Source organism: Paraburkholderia bonniea, assembly GCF_009455625.1.
Classification (GTDB): domain Bacteria; phylum Pseudomonadota; class Gammaproteobacteria; order Burkholderiales; family Burkholderiaceae; genus Paraburkholderia; species Paraburkholderia bonniea.
This window is the reverse complement of sequence record NZ_QPEQ01000001.1, coordinates 370,575-397,408: the sequence shown is the minus strand read 5'-3', so window position 1 is coordinate 397,408 and position 26,834 is coordinate 370,575. Positions and strand designations below refer to the sequence as shown.

General features: G+C 60.3%; 24 protein-coding genes. 12 read left to right on the top strand and 12 right to left on the bottom strand.

Annotated elements, in window-relative coordinates; all coding sequences use genetic code 11:
- The first annotated feature begins 118 nt into the window (after window positions 1-118).
- The 10 genes from flgC to flgL all read left to right on the top strand — a co-directional run bounded on the left by flgC (window position 119) and on the right by flgL (window position 10,901).
- Window positions 119-547 carry a flagellar basal body rod protein FlgC gene (gene flgC, locus GH656_RS01685; protein ID WP_153074303.1) on the top strand — a complete coding sequence of 143 codons (429 nt, stop codon included), beginning with the start codon at window positions 119-121 and terminating at the stop codon, window positions 545-547.
- Between the two features lie 106 nt (window positions 548-653).
- Window positions 654-1,364, top strand: coding sequence for a flagellar hook assembly protein FlgD (locus GH656_RS01680; RefSeq protein ID WP_153074302.1), 711 nt, complete (start codon window positions 654-656; stop codon window positions 1,362-1,364).
- A 198-nt stretch (window positions 1,365-1,562) separates the two neighbouring features.
- On the top strand, window positions 1,563-2,801 hold the full coding sequence (flgE, locus tag GH656_RS01675; RefSeq protein WP_153074301.1) for a flagellar hook protein FlgE: 1,239 nt from the start codon (window positions 1,563-1,565) through the stop codon (window positions 2,799-2,801).
- 23 nt (window positions 2,802-2,824) lie between these two features.
- Window positions 2,825-3,589, top strand: coding sequence for a flagellar basal-body rod protein FlgF (gene flgF, locus GH656_RS01670; RefSeq protein ID WP_153074300.1), 765 nt, complete (start codon window positions 2,825-2,827; stop codon window positions 3,587-3,589).
- 56 nt (window positions 3,590-3,645) lie between these two features.
- On the top strand, window positions 3,646-4,434 hold the full coding sequence (gene flgG, locus GH656_RS01665) for a flagellar basal-body rod protein FlgG (RefSeq protein WP_153074299.1): 789 nt from the start codon (window positions 3,646-3,648) through the stop codon (window positions 4,432-4,434).
- 276 nt (window positions 4,435-4,710) lie between these two features.
- Window positions 4,711-5,343 (top strand): flagellar basal body L-ring protein FlgH, encoded by a 633-nt coding sequence (flgH, locus tag GH656_RS01660; protein WP_246184279.1) that lies wholly within the window; start codon window positions 4,711-4,713, stop codon window positions 5,341-5,343.
- Window positions 5,337-6,512, top strand: coding sequence for a flagellar basal body P-ring protein FlgI (locus tag GH656_RS01655; protein WP_153074297.1), 1,176 nt, complete (start codon window positions 5,337-5,339; stop codon window positions 6,510-6,512). The genes flgH and GH656_RS01655 overlap by 7 nt, the downstream gene beginning before the upstream one ends.
- Before the next feature lie 12 nt (window positions 6,513-6,524).
- Window positions 6,525-7,511, top strand: a complete 987-nt coding sequence (flgJ, locus tag GH656_RS01650) for a flagellar assembly peptidoglycan hydrolase FlgJ (protein ID WP_153074296.1) — start codon at window positions 6,525-6,527, stop codon at window positions 7,509-7,511.
- Between the two features lie 157 nt (window positions 7,512-7,668).
- Complete coding sequence (gene flgK, locus GH656_RS01645) at window positions 7,669-9,666, top strand: flagellar hook-associated protein FlgK (RefSeq protein WP_153074295.1); 1,998 nt, start codon at window positions 7,669-7,671, stop codon at window positions 9,664-9,666.
- Window positions 9,667-9,677: 11 nt separating this feature from the next.
- Window positions 9,678-10,901: a flagellar hook-associated protein FlgL gene (gene flgL / locus GH656_RS01640; RefSeq protein ID WP_153074294.1), complete on the top strand. Its 1,224-nt coding sequence runs from the start codon at window positions 9,678-9,680 to the stop codon at window positions 10,899-10,901.
- 119 nt (window positions 10,902-11,020) lie between these two features.
- Here flgL and GH656_RS01635 read toward each other — a convergent pair whose 3' ends face one another.
- The 5 genes from GH656_RS01635 to flhB form a co-directional block, all read right to left on the bottom strand.
- Entirely contained in the window at window positions 11,021-11,761 is a 741-nt protein-coding gene (locus GH656_RS01635) for an RNA polymerase sigma factor FliA (RefSeq protein WP_153074293.1), read from the bottom strand.
- A 100-nt stretch (window positions 11,762-11,861) separates the two neighbouring features.
- Window positions 11,862-12,728: a MinD/ParA family ATP-binding protein gene (locus GH656_RS01630; protein ID WP_153074292.1), complete on the bottom strand. Its 867-nt coding sequence runs from the start codon at window positions 12,726-12,728 to the stop codon at window positions 11,862-11,864.
- Window positions 12,721-14,604 carry a flagellar biosynthesis GTPase FlhF gene (gene flhF / locus GH656_RS01625; protein ID WP_153074291.1) on the bottom strand — a complete coding sequence of 628 codons (1,884 nt, stop codon included), beginning with the start codon at window positions 14,602-14,604 and terminating at the stop codon, window positions 12,721-12,723. The genes GH656_RS01630 and flhF overlap by 8 nt, the downstream gene beginning before the upstream one ends.
- 372 nt (window positions 14,605-14,976) lie before the next feature.
- Window positions 14,977-17,103 carry a flagellar biosynthesis protein FlhA gene (gene flhA, locus GH656_RS01620; RefSeq protein ID WP_153074290.1) on the bottom strand — a complete coding sequence of 709 codons (2,127 nt, stop codon included), beginning with the start codon at window positions 17,101-17,103 and terminating at the stop codon, window positions 14,977-14,979.
- On the bottom strand, window positions 17,100-18,374 hold the full coding sequence (gene flhB / locus GH656_RS01615; RefSeq protein WP_153074289.1) for a flagellar biosynthesis protein FlhB: 1,275 nt from the start codon (window positions 18,372-18,374) through the stop codon (window positions 17,100-17,102). Before flhB ends, flhA begins: the two co-directional genes overlap by 4 nt.
- Before the next feature lie 534 nt (window positions 18,375-18,908).
- Between flhB and GH656_RS01610 the strand changes: the two genes are divergently transcribed.
- Complete coding sequence (locus GH656_RS01610) at window positions 18,909-20,243, top strand: Rossmann-fold NAD(P)-binding domain-containing protein (protein WP_153074288.1); 1,335 nt, start codon at window positions 18,909-18,911, stop codon at window positions 20,241-20,243.
- A gap of 51 nt (window positions 20,244-20,294) precedes the next feature.
- Complete coding sequence (locus tag GH656_RS01605) at window positions 20,295-20,642, top strand: hypothetical protein (RefSeq protein WP_153074287.1); 348 nt, start codon at window positions 20,295-20,297, stop codon at window positions 20,640-20,642.
- Window positions 20,643-20,727: 85 nt separating this feature from the next.
- Here the strand turns inward: GH656_RS01605 and GH656_RS01600 are convergent, their stop codons facing one another.
- The 7 genes from GH656_RS01600 to GH656_RS01570 form a co-directional block, all read right to left on the bottom strand.
- Window positions 20,728-21,969: a DUF3443 domain-containing protein gene (locus tag GH656_RS01600; protein WP_246184178.1), complete on the bottom strand. Its 1,242-nt coding sequence runs from the start codon at window positions 21,967-21,969 to the stop codon at window positions 20,728-20,730.
- A 17-nt stretch (window positions 21,970-21,986) separates the two neighbouring features.
- On the bottom strand, window positions 21,987-22,520 hold the full coding sequence (locus tag GH656_RS01595) for a DUF2844 domain-containing protein (RefSeq protein WP_153074285.1): 534 nt from the start codon (window positions 22,518-22,520) through the stop codon (window positions 21,987-21,989).
- A 244-nt stretch (window positions 22,521-22,764) separates the two neighbouring features.
- On the bottom strand, window positions 22,765-23,511 hold the full coding sequence (gene cheZ / locus GH656_RS01590; protein WP_153074284.1) for a protein phosphatase CheZ: 747 nt from the start codon (window positions 23,509-23,511) through the stop codon (window positions 22,765-22,767).
- Window position 23,512: 1 nt separating this feature from the next.
- A complete protein-coding gene (gene cheY, locus GH656_RS01585; RefSeq protein ID WP_153074283.1) occupies window positions 23,513-23,908 on the bottom strand; it encodes a chemotaxis response regulator CheY in 396 nt (131 codons plus the stop codon).
- 67 nt (window positions 23,909-23,975) lie between these two features.
- Window positions 23,976-25,082: a protein-glutamate methylesterase/protein-glutamine glutaminase gene (locus tag GH656_RS01580; protein WP_153074282.1), complete on the bottom strand. Its 1,107-nt coding sequence runs from the start codon at window positions 25,080-25,082 to the stop codon at window positions 23,976-23,978.
- Between the two features lie 5 nt (window positions 25,083-25,087).
- A complete protein-coding gene (gene cheD, locus GH656_RS01575; RefSeq protein ID WP_153074281.1) occupies window positions 25,088-25,834 on the bottom strand; it encodes a chemoreceptor glutamine deamidase CheD in 747 nt (248 codons plus the stop codon).
- Entirely contained in the window at window positions 25,831-26,784 is a 954-nt protein-coding gene (locus GH656_RS01570) for a CheR family methyltransferase (RefSeq protein WP_246184177.1), read from the bottom strand. The genes cheD and GH656_RS01570 overlap by 4 nt, the downstream gene beginning before the upstream one ends.
- Window positions 26,785-26,834: the final 50 nt, after the last annotated feature.

Genomic DNA, 26,834 nt, shown 5'->3' with positions numbered 1-26,834 from the left:
TGAATAGCTGAGTAACTGAACCCGACACCTGAGCCAGAGCCCGGCACCAGCAGCGCGGAACAGGCAGCGCGGCAAAACAAACCGCACGACAGAACACAAGACACAAGCGCGAGGAATCATGTCAACGCTAATGAGTATTTTCGAAGTCGCAGGCTCGGCGCTCAGCGCGCAATCGCAGCGGCTCAACGTCACTGCATCGAACCTGGCAAACGCCGACAGCACCACCGGCCCGGATGGCAAACCATACAAGGCCAAACAGGTGGTGTTCGAGGTGAAACCCGCAGGCGGCGGCTATACCGAATCCGGCCAGCAGATTGGTGGCGTGCGGGTGAGCCGGGTGATTGACGATCCCTCGCCGATGAAAACCTCCTACGAGCCAGGCAATCCCGCTGCCAATGCAGAGGGTTACGTGACCCAGCCCAACGTTGATCCGGTACAGGAGATGGTGAACATGATTTCGGCATCGCGTTCGTACCAGGCCAACGTGGAGACGCTGAATACCGTCAAACAACTGCTCATCAAGACACTCACGATCGGTTCCTCCTGATCGCGCATCGCAACATCGCACACCGCAACATCGCACCGCTTACGCCTAAACCTGCCCCTGCCGCGCTTGCTGCATGGGTGGCCCCTATGCTCCCGAGGAGACTGATTTGACGACCCAAACCACTGTCGGCGATGCCGTTTCGTCCAGCTTGCTGGACACAATGAACGGCACCAAAGGCAAAAGCGCGGCTACGGGCAGCAATACGCTGGCGGGCAATTCTGCGGCTGATCTGCAAGACACGTTCATGCAGTTGCTGGTGGCGCAGATGAAAAACCAGGACCCGACGAATCCGATGGACAGCTCGCAGATGACGACGCAGATCGCGCAGATCAGCACGGTCTCTGGCATCGGTCAGTTGAATATCTCGCTGGCATCGCTTTCATCGCAATTGACGGCGGGCGAACAAACCCAAGCCGCAGCCCTGAAAAACAGCGTGGTGCTCACACCGGGCAACGCGATGGCGGTGGCGGATGGCAAGGCCACGCCTGTGGGCGTGCAACTGGCGAGCGATGCCACCAACGTGAAGATCGAAGTCAAGAACGCAGCGGGCCAGATCGTGCAAACGCTTGATCTCGGCAACCTGAAGGCAGGCACCGTGCCGGTGGCCTGGACGCCGGTCGATACCGCAGGCAATCCGCTGCCGGATGGCACTTACACCATCACCACCAGCGCGACGATTGACGGCAAGGCCGCCGTGCCCACCGCGCTGACGGCGTCACAAGTGCTGGGGGTGGTGCAGCAGGCCGACGGCAGGGCTGGGCTCGTGCTGTCGAACGGCAGCACGGTTGGCCTGAACAGCGTGGCCGCAATTCTGTAAACGGTTTAAGCAGCTTTAAACGTGGTTCCAGCGCACAGGCGGATAGGCAGATAAGCAGATACCGCACTGGCGCACGGCGGTTTTAAGCACCGGCGGTTTTAAGTCACCAGCGCATCAAAAGTGCTGGGGTCGCAGCGAGTGACACATTCATGCAGTAATGCCGGTGACGGCGATCCTGATACTGATACGGAGATCATCATGGGTTATGAGCAAGGCTTGAGCGGGTTGGCGGGGGCATCGAACGATCTCGATGTGATTGGCAACAACATCGCCAACGCGAACACCACTGGCTTTAAGCAAGGTGACGCGAAGTTCGCCGATGTCTACGCCAATTCGGTGGCGACGGCGGTCGATACCCAGATTGGTCTCGGTTCAAGGTTGGCCTCGGTGGTACAGCAGTTCACCCAGGGCACGATCAGCACCACCAACCAGGCGCTCGACGTCGCTATCAACGGCAATGGTTTTTTCCAGATGTCGGGCAGCAACGGCGTGACCTACAGCCGCGATGGCTCGTTTCAGCTGGACAAGAACGGCTACATCGTGAATAGCTCCAACTTGCAGCTGATGGGCTATGCAGCAAATGCAGCGGGCGTAATCAGCACCGCGCAAACCGTGCCGCTGCAAGTGCCGACCGCAAACATTCCGCCGATCGCCACCACCACGATTACGGGTGGCTACAACCTCAACGCGCAAGATCCGGTTCCGAGCAAAACGCCCTTTAGCGCCAGCGATCCAACCAGCTACAACTACCCCTCGACGGTCCAGGTCTACGACACGTTGGGTGGCACGCAGCAGGTCAACATGTATTTCGTGAAGACCGCGACCGGCGCATGGGATGTGTACGCGGGCCCCGCTACTGGCACCGTGGCGAAGATTGGCAGCGCGACCTTCGATACCTCGGGCAACCTCTCCAGCACGACCAATGCCGCTGGCGCGCCAACCGCGAACGCGCTGACCTTCGATTTCAGCGTGCCGAACACCGATGGCTCGGTCACGCCGCAAAACCTGCAACTGAAGATCGCGGGCACGACGCAGTTCGGTGGCAAGAATGGCACCAACAACCAAGGGCAAGACGGTTCCGCCTCTGGCCAGCTCACGGGTTTTTCGGTGGGCAAGGATGGCGTGCTGACGGGCAATTATTCGAATGGCCGGACCACGGCGCTGGGCCAGGTCGTGCTGGCGAACTTCAACAATCAGAACGGCCTGGTGAATCTCGGCGGCAATCAGTACGCAGAAACCGCCGCCTCCGGCGTGCCGCAACTATCTGCGCCTGGCACCACCAACCACGGTGTGCTGCAAGGTGGCGCGCTGGAGAATTCCAACGTCGTGCTGACCAACCAGCTGGTGGATTTGATTACCGCGCAACGCAATTACCAGGCGAATGCGCAGACGATCAAAACTCAGCAGGCCGTTGATAACACCCTCATCAACATGTAAGCGCTAGCGCTTCCGGGACCACCATGGATCGCTTCATCTACACCGCCTTGACTGGCGCTTCCCAGGCGCTGGAACAACAGGCTGTGGTTGCGAACAACCTGGCGAATGTTTCGACCACGGGGTTTCGCGCGCATCTGGCGACGTTTCGTGCGGTGCCGATGGGCTTTGGCGATGGCAGCTCGCCCGACGCCACCGCAGATACCACTCGCACCTTCGTGCTGGCTTCGACCCCTGGCGCGGATTTCACGCCAGGCCCGATCCAGCAGACCGGCAACCCGCTGGATGTGGCGGTGCAAGGGCCTGGCTGGTTCGCCGTGCTCGGCGCGGACGGCAATGAGGCCTACACCCGCGCGGGGAATTTTCAGGTGGACCAGAACGGTCAACTGGTGAACGCATCGGGTTTGCAGGTGCTGGGCAGTGGCGGTCCGCTCTCGGTGCCGCAGGGCGCTCAGGTGACGCTGGGCAGCGATGGCACGTTGTCGGCGCTGGTGCCTGGCGACCCGCCCACGGCCGTGGCCATCATCGATCAACTGAAGCTGGTGAACCCTGATCCCCAGACGCTCAAGCGCGGCGATGACGGCTTGTTTCGCGTCGCAGACGGCAACCCCGCAGAAGCCGACCCAACCGTGGTGATCGTGCCGCAGTCGCTGGAAGGCAGCAACGTGAATCCGGTGGCCGCGATGGTTTCGATGATTGCCAATGCGCGCCAGTTCCAGATGCAGACCAAGCTGCTGGAATCGGCCGACCAGAACGAACAGGCCGCTAACCGGCTGCTCAGTTTTACCTAACCGGCGGGCGTTTCGGGCATGCCTGAACGACGTCTGACTGAAGGAGAAGGATCACCATGAACCGTTCGCTTTATATCGCTGCGACTGGGATGAATGCGCAGCAAGCCCAGATGGATGTGATTTCGAACAATCTGGCCAATGTCAGCACCAATGGCTTCAAAAGCTCGCGGGCGGTGTTCGAAGACTTGCTGTACCAGACCACGCGCCAGCCCGGTGCGAACTCGACCCAGCAAACCGAGCTGCCTTCCGGCATTCAGCTCGGCACAGGCGTGCAGCAAGTGGCCACCGAGCGCCTGTACACCCAGGGCAATTTGCAGCAGACCGGCAATGCGCAGGACGTTGCCATCAATGGCCAGGGATTTTTTCAGGTGCTGATGCCAGACGGCACCAACGCTTACACCCGCGACGGCTCGTTTCAGACCAATGCGCAAGGCCAGTTGGTCACGGCGAGTGGTTACCAGATCCTGCCCGCGATCACGCTGCCACAAAACGCGACATCACTAACGATTGGCAGCGATGGCGTGGTGTCGGTAACCCAGGGCGGTAGCAGCGCCAGCGTGCAGATCGGCTCGCTGCAAGTGGCAACGTTTATCAATCCGGCCGGGCTCGAAGCCAAAGGGCAAAACCTGTTCGCTGAAACCACCGCATCAGGGCCACCTAACGTCACGCAGCCGGGGCTCAATGGGGCAGGCATGCTCAACCAGCATTACGTCGAAGCCTCGAATGTGAACGTGGTGCAGGAACTGGTGAATATGATCCAGACCCAGCGCGCGTATGAGATCAATAGCAAGGCGGTGACGACTTCCGACCAGATGTTGCAAACGCTGAGCCAGATGCAGATTTAAACCGATAGGCCTGGCGTGGCAGCCATAGGGTGACTGCGGTTGCCTGCCACGCCGGCAGCGGCCGCTGCATCGCCGGTAAGTCCGGCCGTCAGCCAGCTTGCGCATCGGTTGCATCAGCCACAGCAGTCACACCCGCTCGCCCCAACAAAGGCCATGAGCGCCCGAGCCAGAGTCCGCGCACAAGCACACAGGTAGCGTTTCATGTCGCATTTCAAGTTCCCGGTTATTCCAGGCCAGCCGCGCGCCACGACGGCATGCACCACGGCGTTGCTGCTAATGGCCTTGCTGGGCGGCTGCGCCCTCGTGCCGAAGCAGCCGATCATCCAGCAGCCGATGACCGCCGCGCCACCAGTGCCACCGCAAGCCCAGTCGCCGGGCTCGATCTACAACCCTGGCTACGCTGGCCGGCCATTGTTCGAAGACCAGCGGCCACGCAACGTCGGCGACATCCTGACCATCGTGATTGCTGAAAACGTCAACGCGACTAAATCATCCGGCGCGAATGCCAACCGCCAGGGCAGTACTGATCTGGCCGTGCCAACGGCGGGCTTTTTGCCCGGCTTCTTCAGCCGCGCCAGCCTGGACGCGACCGGGGCCAACAAGTTTCAGGCCAATGGCGGCGCGAATGCCTCGAACACCTTCAACGGCACGATCACCGTCACCGTCACTAGCGTGCTGCCGAACGGCAACCTCGTCGTGAGCGGCGAAAAGCAGATGCTGATTAACCAGGGGAATGAATTCGTGCGTTTTTCCGGGGTGGTGAATCCGAACACGATCTCGGGCGTGAACTCGGTGTATTCAACCCAGGTTGCTGACGCCAGGATCGAGTACTCCGCCAAGGGCTACATCGACGAAAGCCAGAACATGGGCTGGCTGCAACGCTTCTTCCTGAACGTGTCGCCATGGTGAGCCCACTCACGTTAATGCGCCTGCTGCGCCTGCTGCGCCGCTGTGGTGCGCTGCTGCTGGGTGCGGCGCTCGCCCTCACACCGTTTTCGCTGGCTCAGGCCGAACGGCTGAAAGATCTCGTGTCGATTCAAGGCGTGCGTGACAACCCGTTGATCGGCTATGGCCTCGTGGTGGGGCTCGATGGCACTGGCGACCAGACCATGCAAACGCCCTTCACCACGCAGACGCTATCCAACATGCTGGCGAACCTCGGCATCTCGATCAATAACGCGGGCCCTGGGGGCAGCGGCGGAGGTGGGGCGTCGAACATGCAGTTGAAGAACGTCGCCGCAGTGATGGTGACCGCCAAACTCCCCGCCTTTTCCCGCCCAGGCGAAGCCATCGACGTCACAGTGTCATCCCTCGGCAACGCCAAGAGCCTGCGCGGCGGCACCTTGCTGCTGACACCGCTCAAAGGCGCAGACGGTCAAGTGTATGCGCTCTCGCAAGGCAATCTCGCGGTGGGCGGCGCGGGGGCCAGCGCCAATGGCAGCAAAGTGCAGGTGAACCAGCTCGCCGCCGGGCGGATCGCAGGCGGCGCGATTGTCGAGCGAGCCGTGCCCACGATGGTGTCCCAGGGCGGCACGATCCAGCTCGAACTCAACGAGATGGATTACGACACCACACAGCGCATCGTCGGCGCGGTGAACCGCACCTTCGGCGACGGCACGGCAAACGCACTCGACGGCCGCACGATCCAGCTACGCGCACCGGCCGATACCGCACAGCAAGTGGCCTTCATGGCGCAACTGCAAAACCTCGATGTGAAGCCCGCTCAAGCCGCTGCCAAAGTGATCCTGAACGCCCGCACCGGCTCCATCGTGATGAACCAGATGGTGACGCTGCAAAACTGCGCGGTCGCGCACGGCAACTTGTCGGTGGTGATCAACACCCAGCCGGTGGTGAGCCAGCCAGGCGCGTTTTCGAATGGGCAAACCGTGGTGGCACAGCAGTCGCAGATTCAGATGAAGCAGGACAACGGCGCGCTGAAATACATCACCGCAGGCGCGAATCTGGCCGAAGTGGTGAAAGCACTGAACGCGTTAGGCGCGACGCCTGCCGATCTGATGTCGATCTTGCAGGCGATGAAAGCCGCAGGCGCGCTACGGGCCGAACTGGAAATCATCTAAGGAAGACACGCGATGAGCACCGACTCCAATCCGCTTGGCAGTGACCTGACACAACGTTTCGCACTCGATGTGCAAGGCTTGGCGGCATTGCGCGCGAAGGCTGCCGCTGCGCCGAAGGCCGGCTTGAAAGAGGCCGCGAAGCAGTTTGATGCGATGTTCGTGCAGATGATGCTCAAGAGCATGCGCGCCGCGACACCTTCGGATGGCCCACTCGATTCGCGCGACAGCGCGACCTTCACCTCGATGCTGGACCAGCAACTGGCGCAGCAAATGTCGTCCAAAGGCGTGGGCGTGGCCGACGCCTTGCTCAAGCAATTGATGCGCAACGCAGGCGTTGCTGGAGCCGATGGTGGCATGGGTGGCATCGGCGGTGCATCGGGTAGCGACGCGAACGCGGGCAATACCGCTGCACTGAACGCGCTGGCGAAAGCCTATGGCAACGCCGCCGCGAATGGCGCGCTGGGCGCGGCGCAAGGCAAGCAGGGTTATTCCGCCAACAGCGCGCTAACCCCCCCTGTTGGCGCGAATCTCGCTGAGGATGCCGCACCGCATGTCACGGCGTTCGTCGACAAACTGGCGGGCGCAGCGCAAAGCGCGAGTGCGGCGACGGGCATTCCGGCGCGCTTCATCGTTGGTCAGGCTGCGCTGGAATCAGGCTGGGGCAAACGTGAAATTCTGCGCGCCGATGGCAGCACCAGCCATAACGTGTTCGGCATCAAGGCGGGCAAGAACTGGAATGGGCCGACCGTGGCCACGGCCACCACCGAGTACGTCAACGGCCAGCCCCGGCGCGTGGTGGAGAAATTCCGCGCCTACGATTCATACGCCGATGCGATGACCGATTACGCCAGCCTGCTGAAGAACAACCCGCGTTACGCCCAGGTGCTGGACGCCGGGCAGGACGTGCGGGGCTTCGCCAACGGCATGCAGCGCGCGGGTTACGCGACAGACCCCCACTACGCGAAAAAACTGATCTCGATCATGCAGAAGCTGGGTTAAGCCCAGGCCTGAGCGTCAGATGATGCCGCCGCGCGCACGAACAGACAGCACGAGTTTTGTTGCCACAGGCCCTTCATTTTTGCGCCAGCCTGCCGATAACACGTCAGTTCCCGCAACATGACGGCCAGCTTCGCTGGCGCGTCTTTCTGGATGAAACATGTCAGGCGACCTGTTCAATATCGCGCTTAGCGGCCTTAACGCAGCCCAGTGGGGCTTGACCACCACCGGCCAGAATCTGGCCAATGCCGCCACGCCGGGTTATTCCGTCGAGCGCCCCATCTTCCAGGAAACCGCTGGTCTTTACAGCGGCTCAGGTTATCTGCCGCAAGGCGTATCGGTGACAACGGTTCAGCGTCAGTACAGCCAGTACCTGACCAACCAGTTGAATACCGCGCAAACCCAAAGCGGCGCATCGTCTTCCTATTACGGCCTGATCGCCCAGTTGAACAACCTCGTCGGCAGCCCAACAGCCGGCATTTCGAGCGCGATCACGAGCTACTTCACCGGCTTGCAGGGCGTGGCCAACGATGCAGGCAGCCAGGCCGCACGCCAGACCGCGATCAGCAACGCGCAATCGCTGGCGAACCAGATCAATGCCGCAGGCCAGCAATATGGGCAGTTGCGCCAAACCGTCAACACCCAGCTCACCGACGCCGTCTCACAGATCAACAGCTACACCGCGCAAATCGCAGAGCTGAACTCGCAGATCACCGCCGCCAGCACCTCAGGCCAGCCGCCGAACCAGTTGCTCGATCAACGCGACCTCGCAGTGTCGAAGCTGAGCCAGCTCACCGGAATCCAGGTGGTGGCAAGTGGTTCGAGCTACAGCATCTTTATGAGCAACGGTCAGACCCTGGTGGCGAACGATAAAAGTTTCAACCTGGGTGCCGTGACGTCAGCGGCTGATCCGACCGAAGTGTCGATTGCCTACCTCGGACTAGCGGGAGCGAACCCCGCACCAGCGGCACAACTGCTGCCAGATACGTCGATTAGCGGCGGCGCGCTAGGCGGGTTGCTAGCGTTTCGCACCCAGACCCTCGACCCCGCCCAGGCTCAACTAGGGGCGATTGCCGTCAGCTTCGCCGCGCAAGTTAACGCACAAAACGCGTTAGGCATCGACCTCTCCGGCAACAAAGGCGGCGCGTTGTTCAACGTGGGCAACCCGCTGGTATATGCCAACCAGAACAACACCAGCAGCGCGACGCTCAGCGCCGGAATCAGCAATCCCGCGCAACCGCCCACCAGCGATTACACACTGTCCTACGACGGCACCCAGTACGCACTCACCGATAAAGCCACCGGCACAGTAGTGGGCACCGCCAGCGATCTGAGCGGCCCCATCGGCGGTTTGCAGTTCAACCTCAGCGGCACCATGGCAGCGGGCGATTCGTTTTCAGTCTCACCGACGCGCGGCGCGCTCAATGGCTTTGGCCTCGCCACCAGCAACGGCGCAGCGATAGCCGCAGCGTCTCCAGTGCTGGCCAGCGCGAGCGCGACCAATAGCGGCACCGGCACGATTTCACAAGGCAGCGTGACCACCGGTTATGCCTTGCCCTCAACCCCGACCAAGCTGACCTACGACTCCGCCACCGGCCAGATGAGCGGTTTCCCACCGAACTCGGTCGTGACCATTGCCGGCACCCCGCCCACCACCATCACGATTGACGCGACCGGCACCACCCCCGTGCCGTACAACCCTGCCACCGGCGCGACACTGACGATCAACAGCGCCACCACACCCGCCCCAGCAGGATCGATGAATGGCGTGACCGTGACCTTGAGCGGCAGCCCAGCGAACGGCGACACCTTCACGATTGGCGCGAACACCGGCGGCGGCAATGACGGCCGCAACGCCCAGAGCATGTCGAACCTGGTGAGCGCCACCGTGCTGAACGGCGGCACCTCGACGCTGACCGGGGCCTACGCGAACTACGTCAACCTGATCGGCAACCAGACCAACCAGATCCAGGGCATGAACAAAGCCCAAGCCTCGCTAGTGACACAAATCACCGCAGCGCAGCAAGCGGTATCCGGGGTGAACGTGAATGAAGAAGCGGCGAATTTGCTGAAGTACCAGCAGCTCTACCAAGCCAACAGCAAAGTGATTCAGGCCAGCTCGACCCTGTTTCAGACATTGCTGTCGGTTTTTTCGTGAGGAACTGAATCATGCGCATGTCCACCAGTGATTATTTTTCGCTCAACGTCAGCACGATGATGGACCAGCAAAGTTTGCTGGGGCAGATGTACCAACGGATAGCCAGCGGCATCAGCCTGAGCACACCCTCGGACGATCCACTCGGCGCAGCGCAAGCGGTGCAATTGAGCATGCAAGGCGCAGCGCTAGCGCAGTATTCGAACAACCAGAACACCGTGCTGTCCTCACTGCAAACCGAAGACACCACGCTGAGCAGCGTTAGCAACGTGCTGCAGAACATCAACACCTTGCTGGTGCGCGCCGGAGATGGCTCGCTGAACGACGGCAACCGCAGCGCGATTGCGACCGAGCTACAAGGGCTACGCAACCAGTTGATGACCCTGGCCAACGCCACCGACCCCCAAGGCAATTTTTTGTTTGCGGGCTTCAAGACCACGGCACAACCGTTTGCCATCGACGCCAGCGGCGCCGTGGCCTACAGCGGCGACACCGGCTCACGCGATGTGCAGGTTTCGGATACCCGCCAGATCGCTTCCAGCGATAACGGCGTACGCGTGTTCAACGGCGTTGCGGCGGTGGGCACGACCTCGATTCCAGCCGGCAATCCAGCGAATACCGGCAGCGGCACGATTGGCGGCGTTAGCACCAACAACGCAGCTGACCCAAGCAACGCACACGGATATCTGATTACGTTTTCCGGCACAGCACCGGCGATCACATACAGCGTGACCGACCAGACCACAGGCGTGACAGGCACACCACAGCCCTATACCGCTAGCGCGGGCATCACGCTGGGCGGCCAGAGCGTGACCATCACAGGCGACCCCGCTGCAGGCGACAGCTTTACCGTGACACCCGCGACCCAGGCCGGCACCGATGTGTTTGCCAATATTGATGACGTGGTGAAAGCACTTCAGTCCCCAACCGGCAGCCCAGCAGCGGTAGCGAACCTGACTAACGCGTTGAGCACAGGCATGGGCAAGCTGAAGAACACGATGAATAACGTCGTGACCGTGCAGGCATCGGTGGGCGGACGGGAACAGGAAATCATGGCGTTGCAGGCAGTGACGCAAACCAGCACGCTGCAAAACAAAAGCACGCTGGCGGATCTGACCACGACTAATTTGACCGCTGCGATTAGCCAGTATTCGTTGGCGCAGTTTTCACTTCAGGCGGCGCAGCAGGGCTTTATGAAAATCCAGGGTATGTCGCTGTTTGATTACATGGGGAATTAGGAGGGGGCTTGAGACAGCACGGTTGCATCAATATCGCTTGATCGGCGTAACCGTGTTTGTTCAACTTTTTTTGGGGGCCACCAGGCGACGTCTCCCCCCACTCAACAACGCGTTACCCGCTACCCCGCCGCCGCATCCGCGCTAACCCACGCGGCATCGCGCAAGCGGCCACGCAGACGCGCCACGGCCTGGCTGTGCAACTGGCACACACGCGATTCACTGACTTCCATCACCGCGCCAATCTCGCGCAGATTCATCCCGTGCTCGTAATACAGCGACATCAGCAGCTTTTCCCGCTCGGGCAAGCGTTCAATCGCTTCGACCAGCGCACCGCGCAAGCTCTCGTCGAGCAGCGCCGAAAGCGGGTCAGCCGGGTCCGAGCAATGGCGGTCCAAAAACGGTTCGTCGTCAGCAGAGCGGTCGAAGTCTTCGTAATAAATCAGCTGGCTGCCGTGCAGCTCCTGCAATAGCGCCTGATATTCGTTGAGCGGCATCTTCAGATGCCCGGCGATTTCGCTCTCGCTGGCCGCGCGTCCTTCGTGCTGTTCAACCTGTTGCACCGCCCGCTCCACCTCGCGCGAATTGCGTCGCAAGCTGCGCGGCAGCCAGTCGCTGCTGCGCAGCTCGTCGAGCATCGCGCCACGAATGCGCTGGCTCGCATAGGTTTCGAATTGCGCGCCCTGATCGTCCTTGTAGCGGCTCGCGGCATCTAGCAGCCCTATCATTCCCGCCTGGATCAAGTCATCCAGATCGACGCTCGCGGGCATTCTGGCCACCAGTTGCAAACCCAGCCGACGCACCAGCGGTGCGTACTGAGTCAGAACGTCGGCCTGGGAAATCTTCCCCTGAGCGTTGTACATCGTGCTCCCCTTCCTCTGGTTCTAGCGCTGGCCGTGCTGGGCTGATCCAGCGCGTGTCAGGCGTTCTATCAGGCGTGCTTGCTATCAAGCGTCAGACATCTCAGGCGTGCCGCGCAAAAGACTGCGCGAGAGGCGGCGGCGCGTTCACGCTCACCGCGCTGGCCGATGCCTCCACTGCAGGTGCCGCTAATGCATGGCGCTGCGGCCAGTGCGGTAACGCAGCGGCAAGCTGGCACAACGCACGCGCCGCCGCAGTCGAAGGAAATGCATCGACAAGGCAACGCGACAGCGTGAGTGCACGCCCCATTTGCGCATCAGCCGGAATATGACCGGCATCTTCAAGCGTGATGCCAAGGTAGCGTCCGGCCACCCCAGCGAGATTGTCGAAAGCGGTTTGCGCGTCGCGCTCACGCGGCACCTGGTTGGCCAGCAAGCGGAACTGCGCCAGCGCGTGCACGTAATGCAAACGTTTCAGGCAAGCGTAGGTTTCGGTGATCGCCACCGCGCCGACACGCGTCACCAGCATCACGTCATGCGCTTGCAACGCCAGATCCGACAACGTGCCGTGCGCCCCCAGTTGAGCGTCGATCAGCACGATATCGGCGTTGCCGCTCAGCAGCGCGATATCTATCGACGCCGCGAGCGAATGACGTGGTGCCGCGAGTAGCGCAAAGCCCAGCGCGTGACGCGCCACGGCCTGCTCCAGTGGAATCTCGCCGCGCACCACTGCAGCCGCCTGCGCCACACCACGCAGCCCGCCCAGCATCGCGCTGACCGAAATCCCAGCAACACTCTCATCGAGCACCAGCACTTCCTTGCCCTGCTGCGCAAGCGCCGCTGCCAGATTCACCACGGTGCTGGTGCTGCCAGCGCCGGGGGCCGCGCCGGTCACCGCGAGCACGCGCGTTTGCTGGCGCGCCAGCAAACGGCGCAAGCCCTCGGCCTGATCGGCGACGAATTTATCCAAAGCGAACCTCGTGCAAGCCAGACCCAGCGCGCGCAGCAGGATCAGATAGCAGCATCGGCAGATCGTCATCATCTGGCGCAAACGGCGAATGCTCACGCGGAATGCAAAACGCACTCTTGATCAGGAAAGGACTGGTAGCGACATACAGGTTCTCTGGAACCTTCTGTCCAGTCGAAACGTAATGCACTGGCAAGCGATAACGCATCACCGTATCGAGCGCGCTGCCAAGATGCGTGGCTTCATCGAGCTTGGTCAAAATGCAGCCCGCGAGCGGCTCGCTGTCTCCGGTGCTCTGACTCTGATAGGCCTGCACGACTTCGTTGAGGGTGTCGCCATGGCTCGTCGCGTTCAGCAGCAATAGCCGCTGCACGCGCTGCCCAGCGTTGCACAGCATCGCAATCTGCTCCGACACCAGCCGGTCACGCTGGCTCATGCCAATCGTGTCGATCAGCACGATGTGCTTGTTGCGCAGCTCGGCAAGCGCCAGTTGCAAATCAGCCGTGTCTTTCACTGCATGCACCGAAACACCCAGAATCCGGCCGTAAATACGTAACTGCTCATGGCCGCCGATGCGGTAACTATCGGTCGTCAGCAGCGCCACCTTGCTAGCGCCAAAGCGCATCACGCAGCGCGCCGCGAGCTTGGCCGTGGTGGTGGTCTTGCCTGCACCTGTCGGGCCCATCAGCGCGAACACCCCGCCGCGCTCCAGCAGCGCTTCTTCATCGGCCATCACCGGCAGATTGGTTTCGAGCACGGAGCGCACCCAGGCCAGCGCGGCATCCTGATGATCGACAGCAGGCAGCTTGTCCACCAGTTTGCGCACGAGCTGCGCAGAAAATCCGGCGGCAAAGAGCTGGCGCGCCAGCGCGGCATGCACCGGGCTGCGGCGTTGGCGTTCCGCCCATTGCAGACCAGCGAAATGCGTTTCCATCATTTCGCGCATTGACGCGAGTTCGTGCATCACCGTGTCGTTGACCACCTGCTCCATGCGCGTCTTGATCGCTTCGCTAACCGCAGCAGCGGCGTTCGGATGCAGGCCTTGGGGTGGGGTGGATGCGGTGGATGCGGTGGTGGTGGTGGTGGTGGATGCGGTAGCAGTAACGGCAGGTGGCGGCTCGCGGCGTAGCTCTTCGGCGGCCAGATGTTGCGCGGCGCGGCGCGCAGCGCTTTGCGCCGCCTCACGCGCCCAGGCCGGAGTTGCATGCGCGGCGGTGGTGGCAGCAGTAACCGTGGTGGTGGCGGTGGCACTCACACGCGGGCCTGGTGTGCCAAGGCCTTTGCGCGTCGCATCAGCCGGGCTCATCGAAGCGGCGCTTTTGCCGAAAGTGGGGGGTAGTGGCTCTGACGTTTGCGCCGTAACAACCGCTTGAGCCCCTTCGCGGGCAGAACTTGCTGCGCTGTATTCGCCGCGCCAGAAATTCGTTTCAGCTTGTGTGCGGGAGGGTTGGGCGGAATGCGATGCGCTGCCTTGTTCCGGCGCACGCTGGGCAACCGGTGCCGGTGCCTGGGACGGCACGGTGCTGCCAGACGAAGCGACTTCATCGCTCACCTCGACGCTCGCGCCAAACATCGACGAGAACACGTCAGGCATTTCACTGGCGTAGGGGTTCGGGCGCGCAGCGGCAACGGTGGCGGGAGTAGTGGAAGTGGTGGTGGTGGCGGTGGCGGTGCCAGCAGCAACAGCGGCAGAAGTTGTCACCCGCGCTGCGGCGGGGGGCGTCAGCGCGGCCAGATCGCTGTCGGCCAGCGCGACGATCTCGACCGAGCCATCGTCACGAGTCCGGTTCGACAGCACCACGGCATCGGCACCCAGGGCCTCGCGCACGAGGCGCAAAGCGTCGCGGCTCGTCGCCCCGACAAATTTACGAATGTTCAACCTGGCCTCCCGATGCGGTTGAGCGGGCCGGCAAAATACCGCTTCCCATGCACGGATTATTTCGCAGCGGCCTGCTCGACGATTGCCCGATCAGGGTGGAGAAAGGCAGGTAATTCGAGCAATTCAGCGCGTGGCCTGATGCATGCTGGGTGAGTGCTGGGTGAGCGCTGGGTGAGCGCTGGGTGAGCGCTGGATGAGCGCTGGATGAGTGCTGGATGAGTGCTGGGTGAGCGCTGGGTGAGCGCTGGGTGAGCGCTGGGTGAGCGCTGGGTGAGCGCTGGATGAGTGCCAAGTGAACGCCGAGCGAGCGGATGAATACCAAGCAAGCGCCGGGCAAATGCCAAACAGCACCCCGACACACACCCCGCGGCGTTACACCGTGCCCCCGCCACCACCCCCACCCCCGCCACCAATCAGCGTAGCGATCTTGATGGTGCGGCTATCCGGCACTTCGGCATACGACAGCACCTTCAGTTGCGGCAGGCTGCGCCGCAAAAAGCGCGCCAGCATCGGGCGTAACGCGTGCTGCACCAGCAGCACAGGCGGCAGCCCCATGTTCTGCTGATACATCAGCGCTTTTTGCGTTTCGTTCAGCAAGGTATGCGCCAGCCCCGGCTCAAGCCCAGGGTTCGGCCCGGTCGACAACGCTTGCGACAGCACCCGCTCCAGGCCGCTGTCCAGCCCCATCACCTGCATCTCGCCCTGGCCCGGAAACCACTGCTGCGTAATCGAGCGCCCCAGCGCCAGCCGCACCACCGCAGTCAAATCAAAGGGATCGCTCAGCTTCGGCGCGTGCTCAGCCAGGGCTTCGAGAATCGAACGCATATCGCGTATCGGCACGCCTTCTTCGAGCAGGTTTTGCAGCACCTTTTGCAGCGTCGTCAGCGACAGCGCCTTCGGCACCAGCTCTTCCACCAGCGAGGGCGAATCCTTGCTCACCCGGTCAAGCAGCGCTTGCACCTCCTGGCGGCCCAGCAACTCAGAGGCATGCAGCACCACCAGATGATTCAGATGCGTCGCCGCCACCGTGCTGGCGTCCACCACGGTATAGCCGTACACCTGTGCTTCTTCGCGCAGCGACGTATCAATCCAGACCGCAGGCAAGCCAAACGCTGGGTCCGTGGTCTGCGGCCCCGGCAGCGCCGCGCTGGCCTGACCAGGATTAATCGCTAGCCATTGCCCCGGAAATACTTCGCCGGTCCCGATCTCCACGCCCTTGAGCGCGATCCGGTAACCGTTGGGATGCAATTCCAGGTTGTCGCGGATATGAATCACCGGCGGCAGAAAACCGATCTCCTGAGCGAACTTCTTGCGAATGCCCTTGATCCGTTTGAGCAGCTCGCCATCCGCCTGGGCATCAACCAGCGGAATCAGGCGATAGCCCACTTCCAGCCCAAGCTGGTCGATCATCGCCACGTCATCCCAACTCGCTTCGCTGCCCTCGGTCGCGCTCAACGCCGCAGGCGGCAAATCTTCCAGCGCAGGCGCGGCAGCGCGTTGCGCGGCCTTGCGCTTCATCACCCGGCCCATCTGAATCAAGCCCGCGCCCAGCAACAAGAAAGCGAAATGCGGCATCCCCGGAATCAGCCCCATCAGCACCAGAATGCAGCCGGTAATCATCAACACCCGAGGGTTAGTAAAAAGCTGCCCCGTGAGCTGCGTGCCAATGTCTTCATTCGTAGCGACGCGCGACACGATCACGCCTGCCGCCGTCGAAATCACCAGCGATGGAATCTGCGCTACCAGGCCATCGCCAATCGTCAGCAGCGTGTAGTTCCGGCCTGCGGCGGCGAAGTCCATGTCGTGCTGCACCATCCCGACAATCAGCCCGCCGACGATGTTGATCAGCATGATGATCAAGCCCGCAATCGCATCGCCGCGCACAAACTTGCTCGCGCCATCCATCGAGCCGTAGAACTCCGCCTCTTGCGCCACTTCAAGCCGCCGCTTGCGCGCCTGGTCTTCGTTAATCAGACCCGCGTTGAGATCGGCATCGATCGCCATCTGCTTGCCCGGCATCGCATCGAGCGTAAAGCGCGCCGATACCTCAGCGATCCGCCCCGCACCCTTCGTGATGACCATGAAGTTGATCAGCATCAAGATCACGAACACCACAATCCCAACCGCGAAATTCCCGCCGACGAGAAAGTGTCCAAACGCCTCGATCACTTGGCCCGCCGCATCCGGGCCGGTATGACCTTCGAGCAGCACGACACGGGTCGAAGCAACGTTCAGCGACAGGCGCAACAACGTCGAGAACAACAGCACGCTAGGGAATGCAGCGAAATCGAGCGGCTTCATGGTGTACATGCTGACCAGCAGCACCATCACCGAGAGCGCGATATTGAAAGTGAATAGCAGATCAAGCAGGAACGGCGGCAACGGCAAGATCATCATGCCGAGGATCATGCAGATCAGAATCGGGCCAGCCAGCGCCCGCAAGTTCGCCCCGCCCAGCGCCTCTGGACGGCGAGAGAAAAATCCAGCGCGCACGTTCATGCGGTACCGCTCCGGTTATCAGACTGGCCAGCCGCGCCAGCCCCTGTGCTTTTACGTGTGCCTGCGCTGGTGCCGGTGCCGGTGCTAGTGTCGGGGGCCAATGCTTCAGCGGCTTCAACCTCGGCGTCCTCATCGGAGACCGCACCCTTGTCGAGTTCGGCTGGCACATCAAAGTGCGTCGGCGCGACCGGGGCGGTGCCGCCCTCCGCATCGAAACGGCGCAACTGATAAACCCATGCCAGCACCTCTGCCACCGCGGCATACAACGGGCCAGGAATCTCCCGGCCAATGTCGACGTTGTGATAAAGCGCGCGCGCCAGCGGCGGCGCTTCGAGCAGCGGCACCCGATGTTCAACGGCAAGCTCACGGATGCGCGCAGCGACCAGGTTCACCCCCTTGGCCACCACCTTGGGCGCACCCATCTCACCATCGGCGTATTGCAGCGCGACCGCGAAATGTGTCGGATTGGTAATAACCACATCCGCCTGCGGCACATGCGTCATCATCCTGCGCCGCGCCATCGCCCGCTGCTGCGCACGAATGCGGCCCTTCACATGCGGATCGCCCTCGTTTTCGCGGTGCTCCCGCTTAACTTCATCCTTGGTCATACGCAGCTTCTTGTTGTGCTGCCAAAGCTGATACGGCACATCCAGCGCCGCGACGAAGAACATGCCTGCGACCGTCAGCGCGCAGCACACCGCGATCAGATGACCCGCATTCGCCAACGCCAGATCAACCGGCTGGGTCACGAGGCCCAGCAAATCATCCTTGCGCCGCCAGATCGCCCAGCCACCAATGCCGCCCACCACCAGCGTCTTCACCAGCGACATGCCAAGTTGCACCGGGCCATTAATCGAAAACATCCGGCCCAGCCCCGCCAACGGATTCAAACGCTTGAACTTGGGCTCAAGCGCCTGCGCCGAAATCAGCCAGCCACCCAGCGCAATCGGCGCGAACAAAGCCGCGCCACCCGTCAGCGCCAGCACCGGCCACAGCGCGAACAAGCCCTCACGGCTAATCAGCGCCGCATCCGCCAGCATCCGGTGCGTATCGAACACCGTGGCGTGATTAAAACTAAACGCCTTGTGCAGCATCGTCTGGAAATGCTCACCGATTGGCACGGCAAACGCCCACATGCCAAGAAAGCCCGCCGCCAGCAACGCGAATGAAGTCAGCTCGCGCGAACGCACGACCTGCCCCTCCTCCCGCGCTTTCTCAAGCCTTCGAGGGGTGGCTGATTCGGTTTTTTCGAGGTCGCTATCCTCTGCCACCAGATTCTCCAGGCGTCTTCAAGGGTTGGCAGGAGGCACAGTGTGATGCCCGTTTTAGTAGCAGCGATTATTGCCGCGCACGGCAAGCGGCCATTGACGGATCAGGCGAGGAAAAGGGGGGTATTTCGCTGGATGAGGAGCCTTTGCCAGCGTGAACCGTGCAACCGTATTGCGCTGTCGCGGCTGCGTAATTTCTGTGCTGGCAGAACGTGCGGACTGTCTCGACATCCGCTCAATTGGCTAGGCCTGGAGCAACACGTAATCGCCGTCCGTATCGCCCGCTGCACGGTACACGGTGAGCACGGTGGAATCGGCAACCTGCGCATTCATTGCGAGCGCTGTCTCGGCAATGACACGGTGTTGCTCACTGTGATGAATGCCGTTATCTGTTCGCGTTTTGTGAATGGCGGGTAATAGCAATGCCAAAAATATTTCCAATTATTGCCTGAGACAGATGCCTGGAACGGAACCGCGTAGTGCGTTACTTATATCCGATTTTCAGTAATTTTTTACTTTCAAATAGAGGATTAAAGCATGTTGTCGTCAAGATTAAATAATTCACCCATCAACACACACAAAACCAACCATCCACACGCGACGCCCTCCTCCAGTAACCAGGAAATTTCAGCTGGCCAGCATATTCAGGACATTAATCCAGTCACACTCGAAGGCAGAAATATTGCAAGCGCCGCACCAATAGATAAAATAACTGACTCTGCCATACTCGACTTTATAAAAATTTTAAATATATTTTCCCCAAAAGACTTGAGCAGACAAAATTTGCTCGGCGTATCAATTCCGCAACGATATAAAATAATATCAAATGAGCTCGACAAAATAAAAACATCTCCACAATTCTCCCTTTACATGAAGAAAGTCGCCACAGCCCACTCACCAAACACAACCCTGGCCGAGACCACAAGTTATTACAACTCTTTACTTTTCTCGTTAATCAGGCTTGAACAAAAACGAGTTGAATTTGGTGAATTTATTAAAAATCACCCCAATCCGTTGATTAATACCATAGTCGACCCGGAGATTTCTGGCTACAAACTCGTAATGGAGCCAGGCCACTCATACGTCAAAGCATTCGGGCATCTTGGTTTCGAGGAGGAGCGGGGATATTTGCCCGCCATGCTGGATGCCGCAATGGAAATGCTAAATTCGATTGACAAGATATTCGATGAAAATATTTTTGAGAAATTTCACAAACTGGCATGCCGCAACGTCACCCAAGCAAATGACCCAGTGCTATTCATGAAATCTGGATTTCGAGACAAAAAACAAGGTTCCATTCAAGTTAGTCTACATCCGGGACCGTTTGTTAACGATACTACTTTTGATGATGGACGTATTAATTTTTACAATTTCACTCAGGATGGCATCAAAGAATATAAAAAAAAATTCGTGCCAAAGTGGCATTGTCTAGCTAGTGACGGAGTGAAAGACTATATCGTGCTCCTCCCCCGCTCGGCCAGCGAACTTCGTGCAAAAGCGAAAGAGCTAATTGAGCAATATCACTTTGAAATAAAATGCATTCAATCTAATTCATACAAGCCTGGGCAGCGCAATACGGCCATCATGAAAGCCATCGCCACGCTCTGCCAGGATCTGGATCAGCATCATCTATTTTCAGATGGAAATATCCGCGTTATCGTTTTTCTGGTCATGAACTTATTACTCTTGCAAAACAAAATGTCACCACTTATTTTTGAAAACCCACATATTATCGACGGATATGCCATCGATGAAATAGTCAAGTTAATGCGCTCTGGCCAGGATCGCTACAACCAACTACGCGCAACAGAGAAAAGCCTGCCTAAAAATAAAATCAACCTCGCAAAGCCCCTGAACCATCCTGCCGCGTAGGCTAATTATAAATTTAACTTTTAATCAACCAAAATATCTGGTTATTTCACTATGCCACCCATTATAAAAACCACAGGAAACACCAGCCGCAATTCAGGCACAACACCGGCCAATCAGCAAGCGGGGCTAATTGGCACAGTCAGCTTTTCCACCGCCGATAGAGAAATTTTTACACGGGTAGTCATTGGCACCGGCCTGGCAGTTGGCGCGTTTTATGCCTCAAAAGCCCATTTATTACCCAATATCTGCACGGCGGGAGATACCGTCTGCATGGAAAATATGGTGGTTATCGCCAAAAATGCTGACAAAATATTAGTCGCACTGCTCGTCATTATTTACATAGCCACCCTCTCTGCCCGGCAACTCCGCACGGACAGAAATAATCAAACCGAACCCTGAAGCACAAATAAAAAGTCCGCGCCTGAATTAATCTGGCGCGGACCCGGCACATCTATTTAATTTACTGAATCAACCAAACCATCAATTAAAACGCCACATACGGCGCAGAACCGCCCCAAAGCCGTTGATCCATGCCGTAATAAACATAACGCCCATAGAAAAACGGTAAACCCATATCAACCGTCCCCGAAAAGCCTGTCTGACCAGCCAGATTATTAAAGGCGAAGCGTGAAGTAACGCCAAACAGTGTCGCGGCGCTAACAACGTTAAAACTCACATTCGCCTGCACCCCAGTTGCACCGACCACCGTCAAATTACGGGTCTGGGCGAATGGCGGGCAATAAAACCCAGCGTAATTCTGGCCGCATAAAGGCAATGACGGATCAGCAAAAAAGTTGGCATTCGAACCGCTATCGAAAAACGCCACCACTGGCTGGCCATTGAAGCTGCTATTGCCCAGGTTGCCAAATGAATCGGTCAAAAATAACTGGGCAGCACTCTGCATGATGTTGTTCGGCTGCGTGCCAATCCCGAACACCAGCGTGCCGTTGACCGACGCCGCACCGTTAGTCGGCACGGCTGGCAACTGAACAATCACGCCGTTGTTGTTCACCGCAAAGCGTGGCACCGGATTCGCCACCTGCTGCTGCAGCGGCACGCCAACCTGACGGCACACTGCACCACCGCTTGGGCAGGTGTAGTACAGGCTGTTCACCGCGCTCAGACAATTCCCGCCGCAATCGTAGGGCGCAACGCCCACGCCCAGAATGCCGTTCGCGCCCAGGTTGCTCACGCTGTTCTGCGCTGGGCCATTGACGCAACCGTTAGCGGGCACGCTTGAATCCGGCAAGTCGCCAATGACCTGGATCGGCAGGTTCAATGCGGTTTCGCCGCCAATTTTCACGTCAGCGGTGCGCACCGAGCCCCACGCATAACCAATAGCGAACTTCGCGCATTGCGCCAGCGGCCCTAGCGCCGAGCCCGTGCGTGGCAGTCCGGCCTTGAGCGGTGCCCCTAACGCGGACGACAAAATGCGCAAGCCGTAAGAGCCGGTATCGAGCTGAACCTGGTTGATGGTCTGGCAATTGGTGCTGGACCCTGGCGCGCAGACCGTCACGCTCACGGTGGGAATATTCGCGCCGCTCGCCAGACCTTGATCGACGGTGATCGGCACGGTGTTCGAGGCGTTGGCGACAATCGGCTGCATGTCCGGCCCAGGAGGTAAAGAACCGGAGCCATCACCACCGCCACAGGACGCCAGCGCAAGCAAAGCAACGCAGCCCAGCGTGGACGCGACAGAGTTAAACGAAGGCAAAATCAAACGCACGGTTAGTCTCCTGGACATCACTGGATAGCAGAATCGCTAACGCCCGCAGGCAACGCCTGTGGCAACCACGCTTGTCCGGAGAAGGCACCCATATGACCGCCAGAGCGCACCACCAGGCCGTTCAAATTAATACTCGCGGGGCCGTGCCCGCCACCGCGCTGGGCCCGAATGGCTTGCGCGCCCTCGACAAACTGCGGGAAATAACTGCCTAGCAAACTAGCCAGATCGGGCTGTAATGGCCCGCGCCAGCTCAAGCCAAACACCTCTCCTGACGCGCTGATGTATTCCCGCACCACGGTGCCGGAACTCAGCGTGGTCACTCGCACGGTGTAGGGCAGAACAGTAGCGGGGGTGGAAGCGGCCCCTGCCGCCTGCACAGCGGCTGATGCGGTGCGCATCACGGGCGAGGGAAGACTGACACTCGTGGCGCCATCGGGCAGCGCCATCGGGCTGCCGCCCAGCACCGCATACGCGGCGGGGGCGGCCAGTAGAAAGATGCAACTCGTACCAAGCGCAGCTAACAACACAGCGCGGCCTGAATGACTCGGCATGGCCAGACTCCTTCCATTCGAATGTGGCTCGGGATATGTAGCGTGGCCTGAAATAGGCCCGCTACAAGCCAGATGGATCAAGCCAGTCCAGTGCGGCATCGCGCCAGGCCCAGGTGTTTCCCTTAGATAAAAACACCCGCGCCCCCGGTCACTCTCATCCGCGCACTGATTCTGGCCGCCGTAGTATGCCTGCGGATTGCACCATGCCGATCGCGCTCACAAATCGCGCTCACAAAAGCTGTCGTTAAAACCCCAGGCTCGCCAGCAAGTCGTCCACTTGCTCCTGGTCCTGCACTACGTCAGCTCGTCCTTCCGGGTTGATCTGTGGGCCATTGAGCAGCGTCGAACCCGTCTCTCCCGTGCTGCCATCAAGGCTCGCTACACCAGCCCCTGCCGCCAGCGCAGCGGCATTCGCCGCAAACTGTTCGCGCCGTTCAGGCGCGATGTTTTCCACCAGCACGCCTAAGAGTTGCTGCTCGATCAACGACACCACTTCGACGATCTTCTTAATCACTTGCCCGGTCAGATCCTGGAAGTCCTGGGCCAGCATGATCTCCATGAGTTGCGTGTTGGTCGCCGCCGTCGCTTGCGGCAGACTGCGCAAAAATTCACGTGAGTCATTGAGCAAAGCCCCCGCTTGCCCATGATCGAGCGGTGCGCTGTACCACTGCGCCCAGCGCGCATCGAGCGCGCTGGCTTGCTGCTGCAACTGGTTCTGGATCGGCTGCGCAATCTCGATCGCGTTTAGCACGCGCTCCGCGGCCTGCTCGGTCATCGACGCGACATAGCGCAGACGCTCACGGGCATCGGGCACCGCTTCGGCGGCTAGCTCAACGTGCTTGTCGAGCCCCAGTTCACGCATCGAGTCGCGCAGCGTGCGCGTGAGTTGCCCAATGCGCGCCAGCACACGGTCGGTGGCATGGCCGCTATCGCTCAGGCGAGGTTCAATGCTGGCGCTCTCAAAGGCAGGTGATTCGCTCGGCTGGTCCATATCAGCTCCCGGCTTTGGCCATTTTTTCGACAATCTTGCTGAGCTTTTCATCGAGCGTCGCAGCGGTGAAGGGCTTGACCACATAACCGCTTGCCCCGGCCTGCGCGGCCGCGATGATGTTCTCTTTTTTGGCTTCAGCCGTCACCATCAGCACCGGCAGATGCGCGAGGTTAGCGTCGGCGCGGATCGCCTGCAGCATCGCCAGGCCATCGAGGTTCGGCATGTTCCAGTCAGAAATCACAAAGTCGAAGCCGCCCGCGCGCAAACGCGACAACGCAACCTGGCCATCCTCCGCTTCGTCGATGTTGCTGTAGCCCAGCTCTTTGAGCAGATTGCGCACGATCCGGCGCATCGTCGGAAAGTCGTCCACCACCAGAATCTTCATGCTCTTGTCCATCGCTCTCATCCTTTCCCAATCAGTTCTGTTCTGCTTTGTTGTGCTTTGCTTTGTTGCGCGCGGCGGCTTACACCCGGTGCGCTCGCTCACCTAGCGCCGCAAGGCTCGCCAGCACACGGTGGCTCATCTCGGACAAGGCGGCGATCTCAGCAGCGGCACCCAGCGCGATCGCTTCGCGCGGCATGCCAAATACGACACAACTGGCTTCGTCCTGGGCCAGCGTATAGGCCCCGGCCTGGCGCATTTCCAGCAAGCCCGCTGCGCCATCGCGCCCCATCCCGGTGAGAATCACGCCCACTGCGTTCTTGCCCGCGTGTTGCGCGGCTGAACGAAACAGCACATCGACCGATGGCCGATGACGATTCACCGGCGGGGCATCAGACAAGTGCGCGAGGTAGTTCGCACCGCTGCGCGCCAGCAGCAAATGAGCGTGGCCCGGCGCAATGTAGGCATGACCTGGCAGCACCCGTTCGCCATGCTCCGCTTCTTTCACCGTGATCCGGCACAGGCCATTGAGACGCGTCGCAAATGATTTGGTAAAGCCTGGCGGCATGTGCTGCGCGATCAGCACAGCAGGTGCATCAGCAGGTAACGGCATGAGCACTTCACGAATCGCCTCGGTGCCGCCAGTCGATGCGCCCACGATCACCAGCTTCTCGGTGCTCACCAGCGGGTTGTTCAGCAATGGCACCGCTGCGGCGTGAGCCCCGCTGCTCGCCACAGCGTGCGTCCGGGCAGCGCCACCCGGCGCAGCGGATACCGTCTGCCGCAAACGCGCGCGCGCGGCAGCACGGATTTTGTCGGCCAGCAAATCGGCATAGTCGAGCATCCCGTCACGGATGCCGGCACGCGGCTTGGTCACGAAATCAACCGCGCCAAGCTCCAGCGCCCGCAACGTAATTTCCGAGCCACGCTCGGTCAGCGATGACACCATCACGACCGGCATCGGCCGCAGACGCATCAGCTTTTCCAGAAAATCGAGCCCATCCATGCGCGGCATTTCGACATCGAGCGTCAGCACATCAGGGGCATGCTGCTTGATGAGCTCACGCGCCACCAGCGGATCAGGAGCGACTGCCACCACCACCATGTCCGGCTGCGCATTAATGATCTCCGTCATCAGGCTACGGATCAGCGCTGAATCATCGACACACAACACTTTGATTTTTTGCACGGCGCTTAAGCCTCCTCGGTATTTTTCTGCTGCCCGGCACGCACCAGCGTCGCAGATGCAGTGGCTGCAGCAGGCGTACTGGATGCGGTGCTAAACAACGTCACGCGCGGGCGCAACGCAGAGGCCGCGGCCGTAAATAATTCGACCCGCTCATGCGCCTGGCCACGCCGTTGCGCCCGCAGTTGTGCATCCTGACGAGCCAGCGCCTGTTCGCGCTCAGCCACGCTCGCCTCCTGATTCAGCCGCAGCTTTTTCACCATGACCTGGCCTGTGCGCGGAATAAACACCACCTTGCGCGGATGTGTGCCTTGCAGGTCCTCAGCCAGAATCGGAATGTTTTCCAGCGCCAGATAACGCCGCACGAAACTTGAGTTGCGGTCGCCAATATTCAGCGTGGTCATGTTCGCCAGCACAGCAGCACCGCCGAACACCTTCGCCTCGAAACGCTCACGCCGCCCGCCGGCCTTGATGAGCTCGTTAATCAGCAGCTCCATCGCATACGCGCCGTAACGCATCGCTTCTGACGCAGGCTGTCCGGCATCGGCACCATCGTCGGGCAGCATGAAATGATTCATGCCGCCAATGCCCGCCGTGCGATCCTGGATGCAGGCCGCCACGCACGACCCCAGCACGGTGGACAACACCATGTCCTCGCTGGTCGTATAGAACTCGTTTGGCAGCAGCTTCACGCCAGGCCGCTGGAACTCGTTGTCGTAGTAAAGCGTGCGGGCGACAGGCAACGCGTGGCTCATACCTGGCCTCTAGCCGGGTTGCTGGCCAGGTCTCTAGCCTGACCACCCGCCGCCGCCACACGCGGCACGGCCAGACGAGCCGCTCCGGGTGCGCAAGCCGCGAGATCACGGCTGCGCTCGTACACCGTCTGACCACGCAAGCGAAACGCCTGGGTCACATAGGTAAAGTTTTCTGAATGTCCCGCGAACAGCAACCCCCCTGGCTTTAACAGCGGCTCGAAGCGCGTCAGCACCTGGGCTTGCGTCGGCTTGTCGAAATAGATCATCACGTTGCGGCAAAAAATCGCGTCGAACGTGGTGCGCAATGCGTAATCCGTGTCGGTCAGGTTCAGTTGCTCGAAGCGCACCATCGCGCGCACTTCCGGCCGCAGCTTCACCATCCCGGCCTGAGCACCGGTGCCTTTAAGAAAGAAGCGTTTGAGCCGCTCCTGCGACACATGCTTCACCTGATCGAAGGCATACACGGCAGTCTCGGCTTTCGCCAGCACCTGGGTATCCACATCGGTGGCCAGCACCCGCGCGTCATTCGCGGCTTGTTCGCCCAGGGTTTCGATCAGCGTCATCGCAATCGAGTAAGGCTCCTCACCCGTCGAAGCCGCCGAGCACCAAACTGAGACCGGCTGCGCCCGGGTACTGACAAAACTGGCGAGCAGCGGAAAGTGATGCGCCTCGCGGAAGAAGGCGGTGAGATTGGTCGTGAGTGCGTTGGTGAAGGCTTCCCATTCCGCCGCGTCTGATTCCGCTTCAAGCAGATCCAGATACTGGCGAAAGCTGTCCATGCCACGCGCTCGCAGACGACGCGCGAGACGGCTATAGGCCAAGTCACGCTTATGTTCGGATAGCGAAATACCTGCGCTGCGATGAATCAAGCTGCGGATTCGAGCGAAATCCGCCGGGGTGAATTCGAAGTCGCGCTCCAGCTCGCCGGAGCGGCCAGGGGGGAGCTGCATGCGCGTGGCCATTCTTCGTTCCCTTTATTGCTGTGATGCACCGGCTGCGG